We start from the raw sequence: 12,858 nt of genomic DNA on the forward strand, positions 1-12,858 counted from the left end.
CACATGCAGGCGGCCCTTTTTTGTGCCTCGCACGGACTGCCGTCGTATGCGCCCCACACACATATATACGGCGCGCATCGCATGGCTGAAATTGTCTGGCTGGAGAGCGACGTAGCTGAGCTCGGCGCGGTCTGACGCAGCTATCGAAAGGTCCGCCCGATCTACCGGTAACTGCAGGCTCCAACTGTTGGAGCGAGTTCGTTCGCGAAGCAATGTCTCAAGCGCGGAAGATTGATCGGCCTCAACGCCCGTTGAGCTGACCAAGCAAAAACAAACGCCCCGACAGAGCGGGGCGTTTGTTTTGGTCGCGCGCTTAGTGTGTTCACGCGACCTTCAAGGCAGGCTGCCTTTTAATCCACAACAGGTCAGTCGCCGCGATAAACGCAGCCACTGGTGCAAGTTTCATGAATGCGAATAGCCGACAGCTCTGGCAGCAGCGGTTTGAGTTCGTTCCAGATCCACTTCACCAACACTTCACTGGTCGGGTTTTCAAGGCCCGGAATGTCGTTGAGGTAGTTATGATCCAGGCGCTCGTAAAGCGGCTTGAAGATGCTTTTGATCTCGGAGAAGTCGCGGATCCAGCCGGTATGCGGATCAGGCTCGCCTTGTAGATAGATCGCGACCCTAAAGGAGTGCCCATGCAAGCGCCCGCACTTGTGGCCTTCCGGTACGTGGGGGAGGCGGTGGGCGGATTCGAAGGTAAATTCTTTGAAGATTTCCAATGTTTGACCTGTATATCTGGAAAACCGGGGGCTTCCAGTAAAAGCCCCGTGTTCGGTGTACTGATTGGTCGTTGCCGAGCGCCAGATTCGTCATCCACTGAGAGGATAGCGGACTGACGCCATACGACCGAGTTGGGGCGTATTCTAACCTGTTTCGAAATGTGCCCTTCCTGATTCTTCGATGCAACATGTTCTGACTCAGGCCAATGTAAAGCACCTCATCAGCGCAATCGCTGCGGGAGCAGCAGAATCGTTCAGGCATGAGCTTGCAAGCCGATACGCCAGGGCGGATGCGGAACTCAAGGCGTTCATAAAGCAAATACACATTGAAAAGAGTCATGGCGGCGAATGGGGCGATAGACAAAGCTCCATCAATCTATCCACCAATATGATCATGCTGTCCGCCGAGTTCTAGGACATGACCACATGGGACAACGGAAGCTGGTTTTAAGCCTGCCCGCCGTGAGTGGTGGCGCAAGATTCAGGCATTCTCAGCAAGACGGTGAATGGGCGTTGAGTGCGGACGATGTCATCTAGGAGCAGGGATACGTTTTTTGCATCAACTGCGTAATGCCTATTGACAAGCTCCCATCACAGCATCATTATTCACGTCATCCTGTCATTTCTGCGAACGTTGAAGATTGACACGTCAAAGCCCGGCCATTGTGTCGGGCTTTTTATTGGGTGCACCAAGCATGGCGCGTTGTGCGCTAGCGCATCCAGCTTGGCTGTGGTGGTCAAGCGGGCGCTTGGAGGTGAAAGTCCTCTACACACCCGGCAATGACGAATTCGCAATGCTGTTCACTTAAGAAAAAACGGCGCTTACCCAGAAATGAGAAAGCGCCATTTTTTTAGGTTTCGCCGCAACACCGAAACAAAAGCCTTCGGTCAGCGGCTTAAGCGAACAGCATTGCCGACGAATTCGGAGCTCTTTATTGCAAGTAATTTAGTAATACCACGATCCCCGAGCTATTGCTTTTGCCCGGGACAAGCCTTTCATCAAAGCCCAGTCTGACCGCTGGGTTTTTTGTGGGCGCGTTGAATGTGACCGGGTGAGTAAGCCGCGGCTGTACAGCCAGACAATTCATCAACTGAAGCATTTATAACGAAGCGCAGGTAAGCAATGCGAATTGGTGTTGGCGTCATTACTATGGGTGTGAGGCCCATCCAAGATTACAAGCTGGCTTCTGGAACACACTTTCATGTCTATACCGACGTTGAGCGCAAAGGGCCTGCTTTCGCACGCAATCGGGTGCTAAAAGCCATGAGCGATGACGGCTGTGACCTGCTGTTCGTGTTTGACGATGACTGCTACCCAACCCGTCATGGATGGGAGTCATATTTCGTTGAGCAACACCTGAAGACCGGGATTCATCTGTTCGGGCTGCCGGACATCTTCAACGCAGAGGTAAATGGCACGGAGGGTGAGGTGGTCTATTGGAATGGCATGCTTGTGCAGTTCGCGATGTACACCCGAACGCTGCTCGAACAGGTGGGGTTCTACAACACCGGGTATGACCGGTACGGCCACGAAGATAATGGGTACACGTTTCGCGCCCTGCGGTCGGGACTGGCTGGGAACAAGACTGGCTTTCCGTCGCCGATCCGCACCCTTGGCTATATCCATTCAGAGGACGTGTATGGCGTGACGGCCATGCACAATCTGACCTGGGAAGAGAAGGGTGCCTACATCGAAGTTAACCGCGTGGTCCTCGAAGCCGAGCTGAACAGCGACCAAATTTACTACCCCTTTGCCCAGGACGCGGAATGAACGCCTCGATCAGCCCAGTCGCGCGTCGCGGTAATCTGATGCTCGACATCCGGCCGCATACCTCATGCGACTTCCACAGAATCATCATGCCCTACGGCCACCTCAAGGCGGACCCAAAGGCACCAGTGTTTGTCTTCAACCGCCAGCCATCCCATGGCATCCGCTCGCTTGTGGCAATGAAGCAGGCCGGGATCAAGATCATCTGTGATTTGGACGACCACTTCGAAGTGGGTCCGGACCACGTGCTCTATGAGCTGTTCAAGCGCAACAAGGTCGCCGAGATCATCCAGCAATCGATGATGCTGGCCGATCTGGTGACCTGCACCAACACGGAACTTGCCAAGGCCATAGCCCCGTATGCCAAGCGCGTTGAGATTCTGCCCAACGCGCTGCCATTCGATCAAGGTCAGTTCACGTTGTCTCAGGACACCGAGAGTGACCGTCCCATCGTGTATGTGGCTGGCACGACCCACCGGCACGACATAATGCTGTTCGCAGGCCACGTAGACGAACAACACCTCACTGTGGCCGGGCATAACCCTGAGCGCAAAGAGTGGCGCAAGATCGAGGCCTTGTTTGGTCCCAACATTAACTACAAGGCAGAAACCTCGATTGACCAGTACATGAACCTGTACGAAGGTCATGCGCTGGCTTTGGCACCGCTTGTGGATACCAGCTTCAATCGGTGCAAGTCGAACCTCAAGGTGCTTGAGGCCGGTGCGAAGGGCATTCCCATTGTGGTATCCAATGTTCACCCCTATCAGAATTGCACTGACTATGACGTCGTTGAATACGCATCAGATGGTAGTGAATGGCGAAAGCGCACCGCCCGATTGATATATGACGAGGGTTATCGCTTAGAGCGGGGGCAGCAGTTGGCCGAGCACGTGCGTGAGCATTATCACTTGGAAAAAATTAACGAGGTCCGTCGCCAAATCGTCGAGGGAATCGTTTAAAGGGCACGACCGATAGGCAGTTAGAAAACCCGGCTCATCGAGCAGCTTCACCGATCGGCATACGTTCGGTTTGGAAGAGTTACAGTTGCGTGCGTCGTGTCGCTGGGATTCATGAGCACGCTTACCCTGTTGGCTGCACTTGCAAACGGCGTTCTGACTGGGAAGATCAAAACCAAGATTGATTCATATCCCGAAAGGGCTATTTTTATGTGCCTGGAGAAACTATGAGCAATGGTTGGAATTGGAAAGGCCAAGAAAACTGGTATGTCTACTGGGCGCCTACCGAAGAGTTACTTGCTGGAAAACGGCGTAGACTCTCAGCAGTGGCCACGACTCTGGAAGCCGCTATTCAGTCCTTCGATAACTTCAATATGTACGGCACGGGTTACAAAATCCTCGCGCAGCAGCTGCAGCCTACGATGGTTTCCGATATCACAGTCGTGTTTTGTGCCTCGGGTACGTGGAACTCAACTTATGAAACATTTCTTGCCTCCTCTGATGCTGCTGCCAAATATCCAAGAATATAACGGGTGCGGCGTTGATAGCTGCAATCCAACATTGACTCATGCAGTTAATTAGCACTGTTAAAAACTCGGTAATATTTTTCAAACGCGGAGGCCGTGGCAATCGGCTTTGGGTTTTCTAACTCACAGAATCTGAGAATCATGCACATATTCAGGGGGCAACCATTATCAGGATAAATCAGGCGTGCTTATTGGTCTACTCGAGTTGTTAGACGATCGGCCGTGTATCGATGGCGGTTCTGCCGGCGTAATAACAGACCGTGGCGTGGTTGTTGCCAAACAACAGTTGAGCGCCACAGAGGTACCCTATGAAGAATATCGATGAACTCAACCCTATCTGGGAACAGATGATCTGCTCCCTGACGGGTGTGGCGCCTGACCGCGTAATCGCTGCTAATCAAGGGCGATCTATGCCGGATGGAACAGATCTCTCGGCGTCATACTCACTGACTCCCGTTCGCGCTTATGGCTGCCCTAACTTCGATTACATCGACGCTCCGGCTTTAGAGCCCATTGATCGCACTTTTATGTACTCGACCGACTACGAAGTCGCGATGAATTCCACAATGATTTTCCAGCTTTCAGTAAACCTGTTTAACGAAGGAGCGGCGACAGCGGCGATGATGATCCCCAACGGTAACTTTCGTCCTGACATTGCCTCGCTCTTGCGTAGAAATAAAGTTGGATGGTTTCAAACGAATCAGTCTGGCGACTTGAGTGCCTTACAAGACGTCAGTCTGCAGTCTCGTCATCAATGCGATCTCACGCTCTATGCCGAGGTCGTGACTACTTACACCATCTTGCGCGCCGCTGGCTTCAAGTTCGAAGTGTCCGACGCCGTGACTCAACACACACTCCAATCAGGAAAATACTATGGCAGTTGATATATCCAACATCGTTCCCATCTCGGTTTCGATCTCATCGGCAGGGCTGGCAGATGCAGATTTCACCAGCTCGGTGGCATTTGCTGACCTCACTGACCTCGCCGCTGGCGTGACTTTCCCGGTGAACACATACCGGGATTACACCACGCTCACCGACATCGTCACTACGTTTGGCACCAGTTCCGAGATCTACTATCTCGCGTCCTCGTACTTCGCGAACAAGACACGCTCCCCGGTGTTCACGGTCTTCATGAAATCCAGCGCTTCGGTCGACCCAACTGCTGCGGCATCGCAAGTCGCCGCATCCGGCGTATGGCGATACAACCACTTCTTCAAGAACTCTGATATCAAAACAGACAACGTTCCGGCACTCGCGAGCTGGGCGGATGCCTCAAACCGTGCTGTATGGGTAACCGTCAGCGATGCCGCCGCTATTACTGCGGGCTCCACGACGGATTTGGCATCTGTCATCTCCGAGCTTGGCGCTCGCCACGTGTTCCAGGGCTTCCGCGCACCTTCTACCCTGGCCGCTGACGTCACTCAGGGTTACCCGATGAACGCCTTGGCGGGCAAGTTTACAAAGTGGAACCCTGCGGGCACCAACACGGCTATCACCGGCGAGTACCAGAACCTGGCCAGCGTTACTGCCGATGGATTGTCGCCTACTGCGATCGGAATCCTCAGGGCCAAGAAATGCGCATATTTCTCCAAGGTTGTCTCCAGCGGTAGCGCTACTGGCTGCATGGCAATGAACACGCAGTCACCCTCCGCTTACGGCGAATGGATCGATGACGTGATCGGTGTAGACATGCTGGCCAATGCACTGCAGGTAGGCCTGTTCAATTGGCTGGTTCAGCCGCAGACCAAGCGCGGGCTGGATGCAAAGAATTTCTCAGGTGCGATCACCGAGGCCGGGAATGTCTGTAAGCAATACTTCGATAACGGTTTTCTGGGGGCGGGCAGCATCGTCGATCCGGACACGGGAAAGGAGCTGTATCTGGCCAACGGTTTTTACATCAATAACGACCCTACCGATGTGGAGAGTCTTACCACCGCAGAGCGTCAGCAGCGTACCTATCCGGTGCTGAACGTTTACGTGCTGCGCAATGGCGCGGCGCACCTCATCCCTGTCAGCCTCTACGTGGAGTAATACACATGGCAATGTTCAACTACGGACCTGCTGGATCGAACCTGTCCCTCAACGGAATAACGATCAGCTCATTTGGCGACACCGATCCGCCGATCGTAATCGAAGATATTGAGCCTCGTGCCGCGCTAAAGCGCGGCACGAGCGGCGGTTCCATACGCCTCGACAATGTGACCCGTGCAAAGCAGTTAACCGTAAACCTGCTTCCGGGATCTGATGAAGCACGGCAGATCATCGCTCTGGACAAGGCCCGCGTCGATTTCTACGGGGCGTTCAACCAGTCTGGATCGGGTGAGTCTCTGGTGTTCTATGGCGGCATCCTCACCAAGCGCGGCCCGATCGGTCGTGGCGGTAAAACAAGTGTGTCCGACGATCAGTTCATCTTCGAATTCAACGATTCCGAAGAAATCTGACATCCATCCACTGGCCGCTCCGGCGGCCAAATTCCCGAGGAATACCATGGCTCGTCAACTTAAATTCCAGATTGCCAATGTGGAGTATGGCGGCACTACTGCCCCAGCCAAGGCCCAGGAAGAGATGCTGCATCTGTCCGTCAACGTGGGCCTGATCTCTTTCTTGAGTGAAAAAAACCCTTCAGGTGATGCCGAGCTTGTTTTAGCGCTTCTCCGCGCCCCGTTCGAAGCACTGCAACGCCTCGCCGCGTTGGCGCTACGTAACGGTGCCGCCGACCTGATCATGCGCGACGACGGCCAAGGCAACATTGTCCTTCCGATCGGGCCCAATCTGTTTCAGGACAACATCCAGTATTACTACCTTCTGGTGGCATACGTTCTTCGCGAGAACCTTAAGGGTTTTTTCGAGCTGCTCCCTCAAAGCGCCGGAGAGCAGCAGGACGCAGCGTAAGCGGGGTCAACTGGTTTCTCTGGCGACCATGCCTGGCGTCGGCTGCTTGCACGGCGCCGCTGGCGCGCTATGAGCAAATGATTGATGGAACGCTTGATTTGGGCGACGTCATGCAGATGCATGTTGTCATGGACGAAATGGAAGCGATGTACACACGGACGATGAATGCGCGCCGTTAAAGCCCTTAAAGCCGCCCTTCAGAAACATCTACGTTAAGTATGGAGTTGGTTCGAGAGTCAAAGTCACATTCATGCTTACTGCGCCTATAAGCGCAGTATATGTTTTTTACTTCAGGGCATCTCCTATAAAAAGTTAACTAAGTAATCATTCATAGAGACCGAAAATATGGTCACTCATCCATTAACAATGAGAACTTTCCTCTTGCCGGACAGACTCTTCCGCCAGCTTCTACATGGCGGATTTCGATCTGTCGCCTTTCCCTGACTGCGCCACAGTGAGGGCAGCTTTTTACCCCCGGTAGATAGCCTCCCACCACACTCGTCGCAATTGATCAAAGCCATGTTTAGCCTCGAACTCTCCTGAATCGAGCAGCATGCCAATCTGATAGCTATTTGCTCTCTGGAGAAAAAATGTCGGAAAAAGTAATCGATACGCTGCTGCTCAGGCTTGGCGTCACAGTCGATGAAGCCAGTTTGGAAAAGGGCGCTCAAGCGGTCACTGACTTGGACGACGCTATCAACAAGGTCATGCGCAATCGAGAAAAGATCAGCCTTGATAGGATCAGCAAAAACCTGGCTGAAGCTGGTGCTACCGCACGTCATCTCGAACAGGATATGGGCCAGCTCGACAAAACCTTGATCCGCGTCCCTCAATCCATGAGTGCGCTGCAGGCGCGGTTGGGGTCTGCCACGCAGCAAATGGGAAGCTTGCGAAGTGAGATGCAAGCGGTTGTAGGACTGCTTTCAAGCGGCGCTTCAGCAGCGGGCCTTGGCCCTTTATCTGGCAGCGTAACCAATATGCTGGCTGGCGGCAGCCCTCTGGCTCTTGCAACTGCGGGTATTGAAGGACTTGCGTCAAACTCCATGAAATATGCTAGTGGGGCGCTTAAGACCGAGGTAAGTGCTGGCGCTTACGGCGTCTCCAAAGCTGATTTCCAGAACCTCAACAGGTTCGGTAAGAAGATTACCGGTGATGACGATGTCGGAACGCAGATTCTCCAGGCAGCCCAGAAGGTCAAGGCCGATTCCTTACTAGGCAAAACTCCGACCGATATTGCGCGTTATGGCGGCGTGCCCTCTGACTTTACGGACGCCTTTGAGCGTCCAACCATGGATGTGGTCGATACTTTCCAGAAGCAGTTAGTGCGCGCGCCCGATCCCCTGATAAAACAAGGTATCGGGAGCTCCCTCGGACTCAGTCAGTCGGCAATCGTGACGTTGGGCGAGGATTACCGCACTGGCATCAAGCAGTCTGACAAGCCGGGTTCGACTTACACCGATCAGGATGTAGCCAATGCTCGAGCGTTCGAGAACTCGCTGGTTGATCTGACTATCGACTTTGAGCGGTTGCGCAATAAGTTGGGAGCTGAATTCCTGCCTTCTTTGGATGGCTTCATAAAGCGCGTAGACGGGCTTCTTGTACAGAATGGGATCGCCGACAAGGTCATGCATTTTGCTGAGACGGTGGGTAAAGGCGACTTCAAAGGGACTGCTGATGCACTCAAGGACCCGGATGTCAAAAGTGCAGTTTCGACCTTCGTTCATGACCATGTCCCGATGCTGGAGGTTGTCAAGGGGACTTATCTTGGAGCAACCGAAGGGTGGGATAAAGGTGGTGTGGTCAGCGCGTACACAGGAGCGGTCAAGGGTTACTTCGGCAGTATTGGAGAGCAATTTCCAACTGCGAAAAGCTTGCTCGGTGAGGGTTTTGACGCCGCCGAGCGCCAGTTTTACGAAAAAATGCCGAGCGCCCATATCGACGATGACCCCGAAAAACCTCTGCGCCCCGAGATCGAAAAAAAACTCGGTAAGCAACAGAGGCCTGATACCGACAACAGTCAAACTAAACAAGACCTCCGTCGGCTCGGAAACAACAAGCTTGATGCTCATCAGCGCGCGATTAAATTCTTCACTGAAAATGGCTACACCCGCCCGCAATCCTACGGCATCGTGGCGAACCTGAGCGCTGAAAGTGGAATGCGGCCGGACGCCGTGGGTGGTAATGGAAAAGCATACGGTCTGGCCCAATGGCAACCGGAACGGCAGCAGGATTTTGAGGCTGAATATGGTAAGGATATTCACCAGTCCAATGAAAAAGAGCAGCTTGAGTTCGTGCTGTTCGAGTTGCGAAACAAGGAGAGAGCAGCGGGGGACGCACTTTCCAAGGCAAAGACGGCGCGAAGGGCCTCTGATGTCTTCCGCCAAATGTACGAGCGACCGGCAGACAACCCTGAAAATGCTGATCGGCGTAATCAGCTCTCCGAGCAACTTGGTGATCGGCATGAGCCGAAAACAGAGACGACTCAACATGATCAGGTTCGGCAGATTGAGCAAAAGTTGCCGGTGCTTTCCGGTAGATCTGAGCCTGCTCTAGCGGCTGGGAGAGTCTCTTATCAGATGCTTCCCGAACCTGTTCAAAGCACCGCTACTGCTGGTCAAAAGGGCTCCGCATTGAACGATCGAGGCGATGTTCCAAAGGTCGCAGCGCTGGCATCAGAAGTTCTACCTGCTGCGCCCTCACTCCAGCAAAGGAATGAAGAGCAGCGCGCGACAGAGAAACGCTTTGATCAGCAAACTCTAGATGCATTGCTGATCAAGACTCAGGCGGTTGCTGAACAGTCGCAGAGACTGTCAGTAGATAGGACGCACTCGACCCTGCCTTATCTCCTTCCATCATCGGATGCTCTACCGGCCGACACGCCAGAGGCTTACAACATGGTTGCCAACCCTCCGACTCCGCCCTCGGCGGATGCCGCGCAGGCCCAGCCCGCCGGTTCAGAAGGGAATATTGTGCACATCGACGCTCGCGGTTCGACGGATGTTCACCACATCACCAGCGAAGCGATGCGCGCTGCCAGCGATTACTTTCAAGGGCAGATGACGGTCGCGATGTCTCACTTCAGCACGGACCTTGATCAATGAGCCTTGCAGCAATTTTCCTCAACAAAGTGCCCACCCTCGGCGGGAATGGATTCGCGCCGATCATCTTCGATGCGATCATTTCCGAGACGCAGCATGTCTCTGCCAAGATGTCGCAGTACCCGTTGGAAAGCGGAGCCATTGCCTCCGATCACTCCATTCAGAATCCGAACGTGCTCAGCGTGACTGTTGGTGTGAGTGACAATCCATTCAAGGTGCTCACGGCATCGAGTTCTGTTGCGGCGTCGACGGCGGGGGCCGCGTTAATGGGGGCGGCGGCAGGCGCGGTCGTGGCAAAGTTCAGTGGTACTGCACTGACATTGCTGGGGCTTGGCATGGGGGCAACTCTCTCCAGTTCTTCATCCACCCGCTCTACGACAGTCAAAAACGCACTTCATTATCTGAAGGTCAGCGGCGCATTGATCAATTTCGTAGGCACCAGGGAGACCTATAAAAATGTGGTCGTCATCGGCGTGCGCTCGGTGCTCGACAAAGAATCAGAGCTTGGAGCCACTTTTCAGATTGACCTGGCTCAGCCCATGATCATGTCCAATACCGGTACTGGCTCAGTCATTACAACCCTCGGTGATGGTACTGAGTCTACGCAGGGGCAAAGTTCGGTGAACGCCGGGACGGTGGTGCCGTCATGACGACCAAGACGCTTTCGCTACCCAGCAGCTATAGCTACTTCACCTTTCAGTCCTCGCTCGGCAGCAATGCCTACACATTCAGTTTTCGGTGGCTTACCCGGTTCTCCTATTACGTGGTCAGCCTGTATGACTCGTCAGGCACACCCGTTTTTCAGGGGCGCGGTTTGCATCCTGGTATGGATCTGCTTTCAGGGCTGCAGCTTGGCTTGGGGAGGCTTTACCTGGTTGGCGAGCCCGCCACCGTTGCCAACCTTGGTATGACTAACGTTCTCACTTGGGAGTATTGATATGGGAGTTCTCTATGGACGCTATTACGAGTTGACACTCTACTCCCGGTTCAGCAGCGAATATTTGAAGATCACGGCGCCTGTGCAAGTGAAGTTTGAGGTCAGCTATTACTCTGGAACGGGCTCAATCAAGGGCACAGCACAGATCACGATATATGGACTGAATGTCACGTCCATGGACCAGATCATCAGTAAGTATGATCGGGTCAAGCTGGTGGCCGGATACAACGACAGCTTTGACACGATTTTCGACGGCAATGTTTTCATCCCTAGCAAGGGCAGGTCAGGGCCTGAGCAGTATCTGCTTCTCCATTGCTCGATGATCAGCCAGGTGGAAACCGACGCACGTATCAACAAGACGTGGGGGAGTGGTACCAGGGTCTGTGACATTGTTCAAGAGGTCGCTGCAGACCTGGGGGTGCCCTATGTCTTCGCTCCTGCGATAGATTCCACAAGCAACAACTTCTGGCCCTCGTTGGGGCGAGTGGCGAAGCTATCAGCGGCAGCGCCGCCGTATGCAGTTCTCGACGATTTGGGAAGGTCTTTCGGTTTCGTCGTTTACCGTTTGGTCAACAAGGTTCTGATCATTCCTGTGTCCGGCGGGGGGAGTGGAAACAGCCATGAGATTTCGGCAGAAAACGGCATGGAAGGCTCGCCGCTTTTCACCTCGGGGTCAACGGTCAATGTGGTGACACGTATTAACACCAAGATCCTCCCAGGTGATGAAATTGTGGTGAAGAGTCGCTATAGCGTGGCCTCGGCCCAAGACGCTAGTTTCTCCGACCAGTCACAGCTCACTCAGGTCAAATCAGGCAAGTATTACGTCGGCTCGATCATGCATACCGGAGATTTCTACTCGGATGCATGGTCCACCTCCATTCAGGGTGATTCCCGTGGAGTAGGCTGGAATCCAGTCACCAAGGGGGACGCCAATGGTTGATCGCCATCTGAATGTCAGCGATATGCTCGAAATGTCTTTCAAGAGCGGTCTCGCGAAGATCTACACGAGTATGCCCGCTACGCTGATCGCTTTTGATCCAGCTACGCAGCGAGCTCAGATCCAGCTTGGAGTGAAAAGAAAGCAGCAGGGAGTGTGGAAGGACCTATCAGTCCTTGTCGATGTTCCGGTCGTGTTCCCAGGCTCACAATCGTGGGCCTTTTTTTATGCATTGAGTCAAGGCGATGAGGGGTGGGCGCATTTCTCTCAACGATGCATTGATGATTGGCTGGCCGCTGGCGCATCGGTACAGCCATCCAGCCTGCGCATGTTCAACGCCACCGATGCGATGTTCCAGCCCGGCCTGAGATCAGCCGTTACAGCGTTCGCTCCCATGCCCAGCGCCGGCGCAGGTTTGGCCAACAAAAGCGGTAATGTCTCCATCACGGCCACCGATAGCGCGATTGATCTGAAGGTCGGCGGCACCGCAATTGTTTCAACCAACAATGATGTGACGCTTACTGTCGGCGGGCAGACGCTCGTGCTATCGGCGTCCGGACTCTTTCATAACGGTGTGAACATCGGCGCCACGCACACCCACAGCGGCGTCATGGCAGGCAATGCGATCTCTGGACCGCCAATACCTTAAACCGATCGAGACTCCCATGATTCGAACATTTGACGGGACCGACCTCGTGACGAGCGGCCCCGGTGTCTTTCTGTCTGACAAAGAAGAGTTAGCAGCGGGAGTTGTTTACCTGCTGCGCCAGATTCTTACAGAGGATTTTCTGAACCAGTCCAAAGGTACGCCTTGGTTTGATGGACTGCTGGGCAAGACCGATCCGGCAATGGTGGAAATTCTGCTCAAACAGTCGGTTCTGCAATCGGCGAAGGTCACGCAGATCACCGACTTCACCCTCAACGTGGACAAGGCCACGCGCACTTACAGCGTGGCCATGACCGTAACCAATGAATCCGGCATCGTTGCCACTGTCACCTATACAACATCGGAGTAAAC

At 53.9% G+C, this 12,858-nt stretch carries 15 protein-coding genes; 14 read left to right on the plus strand and 1 reads right to left on the minus strand.

All coding sequences use genetic code 11. The features are described 5' to 3' along the window. Window positions 1-365 precede the first annotated feature (365 nt). A complete protein-coding gene (queD, locus tag EC915_RS18850; RefSeq protein WP_133752040.1) occupies window positions 366-722 on the minus strand; it encodes a 6-carboxytetrahydropterin synthase QueD in 357 nt (118 codons plus the stop codon). 181 nt (window positions 723-903) lie between these two features. Here queD and EC915_RS24885 point away from each other — a divergent pair, with 181 nt between their 5' ends. The 14 genes from EC915_RS24885 to EC915_RS18920 all read left to right on the plus strand — a co-directional run bounded on the left by EC915_RS24885 (window position 904) and on the right by EC915_RS18920 (window position 12,856). Beyond that, window positions 904-1,137, plus strand: coding sequence for a hypothetical protein (locus tag EC915_RS24885; RefSeq protein WP_166651033.1), 234 nt, complete (start codon window positions 904-906; stop codon window positions 1,135-1,137). A gap of 849 nt (window positions 1,138-1,986) precedes the next feature. Next, window positions 1,987-2,493: a hypothetical protein gene (locus tag EC915_RS18860; protein ID WP_166651034.1), complete on the plus strand. Its 507-nt coding sequence runs from the start codon at window positions 1,987-1,989 to the stop codon at window positions 2,491-2,493. Then, window positions 2,490-3,449, plus strand: coding sequence for a glycosyltransferase family 1 protein (locus EC915_RS18865; protein ID WP_133752042.1), 960 nt, complete (start codon window positions 2,490-2,492; stop codon window positions 3,447-3,449). Before EC915_RS18860 ends, EC915_RS18865 begins: the two co-directional genes overlap by 4 nt. Window positions 3,450-3,673: 224 nt before the next feature. Further along, on the plus strand, window positions 3,674-3,976 hold the full coding sequence (locus tag EC915_RS18870) for a hypothetical protein (protein WP_133752043.1): 303 nt from the start codon (window positions 3,674-3,676) through the stop codon (window positions 3,974-3,976). Window positions 3,977-4,281: 305 nt separating this feature from the next. Continuing rightward, window positions 4,282-4,857, plus strand: a complete 576-nt coding sequence (locus EC915_RS18875) for a hypothetical protein (protein ID WP_133752044.1) — start codon at window positions 4,282-4,284, stop codon at window positions 4,855-4,857. Then, the gene (locus tag EC915_RS18880; RefSeq protein WP_133752045.1) at window positions 4,847-6,007 is read left to right on the plus strand and encodes a DUF3383 family protein; all 1,161 of its coding nucleotides are present in this window, start codon (window positions 4,847-4,849) and stop codon (window positions 6,005-6,007) included. Before EC915_RS18875 ends, EC915_RS18880 begins: the two co-directional genes overlap by 11 nt. Window positions 6,008-6,012: 5 nt before the next feature. Continuing rightward, entirely contained in the window at window positions 6,013-6,417 is a 405-nt protein-coding gene (locus EC915_RS18885; RefSeq protein ID WP_133752046.1) for a hypothetical protein, read from the plus strand. A 46-nt stretch (window positions 6,418-6,463) separates the two neighbouring features. Then, on the plus strand, window positions 6,464-6,868 hold the full coding sequence (locus EC915_RS18890; RefSeq protein WP_133752047.1) for a hypothetical protein: 405 nt from the start codon (window positions 6,464-6,466) through the stop codon (window positions 6,866-6,868). Window positions 6,869-7,458: 590 nt separating this feature from the next. Beyond that, window positions 7,459-9,969 (plus strand): phage tail tip lysozyme, encoded by a 2,511-nt coding sequence (locus EC915_RS18895; RefSeq protein ID WP_133752048.1) that lies wholly within the window; start codon window positions 7,459-7,461, stop codon window positions 9,967-9,969. Further along, the gene (locus EC915_RS18900) at window positions 9,966-10,616 is read left to right on the plus strand and encodes a phage baseplate protein (protein WP_133752049.1); all 651 of its coding nucleotides are present in this window, start codon (window positions 9,966-9,968) and stop codon (window positions 10,614-10,616) included. Before EC915_RS18895 ends, EC915_RS18900 begins: the two co-directional genes overlap by 4 nt. Further along, the gene (locus EC915_RS18905) at window positions 10,613-10,903 is read left to right on the plus strand and encodes a hypothetical protein (RefSeq protein ID WP_133752050.1); all 291 of its coding nucleotides are present in this window, start codon (window positions 10,613-10,615) and stop codon (window positions 10,901-10,903) included. Before EC915_RS18900 ends, EC915_RS18905 begins: the two co-directional genes overlap by 4 nt. A 1-nt stretch (window position 10,904) precedes the next feature. Continuing rightward, complete coding sequence (locus EC915_RS18910; protein ID WP_133752051.1) at window positions 10,905-11,843, plus strand: hypothetical protein; 939 nt, start codon at window positions 10,905-10,907, stop codon at window positions 11,841-11,843. Beyond that, on the plus strand, window positions 11,836-12,489 hold the full coding sequence (locus tag EC915_RS18915) for a Gp138 family membrane-puncturing spike protein (RefSeq protein ID WP_133752052.1): 654 nt from the start codon (window positions 11,836-11,838) through the stop codon (window positions 12,487-12,489). The genes EC915_RS18910 and EC915_RS18915 overlap by 8 nt, the downstream gene beginning before the upstream one ends. A gap of 16 nt (window positions 12,490-12,505) precedes the next feature. Beyond that, a complete protein-coding gene (locus EC915_RS18920) occupies window positions 12,506-12,856 on the plus strand; it encodes a hypothetical protein (protein WP_133752053.1) in 351 nt (116 codons plus the stop codon). Window positions 12,857-12,858 lie beyond the last annotated feature (2 nt).

This window comes from Pseudomonas sp. LP_7_YM, from assembly GCF_004364435.1.
Lineage (GTDB): Bacteria > Pseudomonadota > Gammaproteobacteria > Pseudomonadales > Pseudomonadaceae > Aquipseudomonas.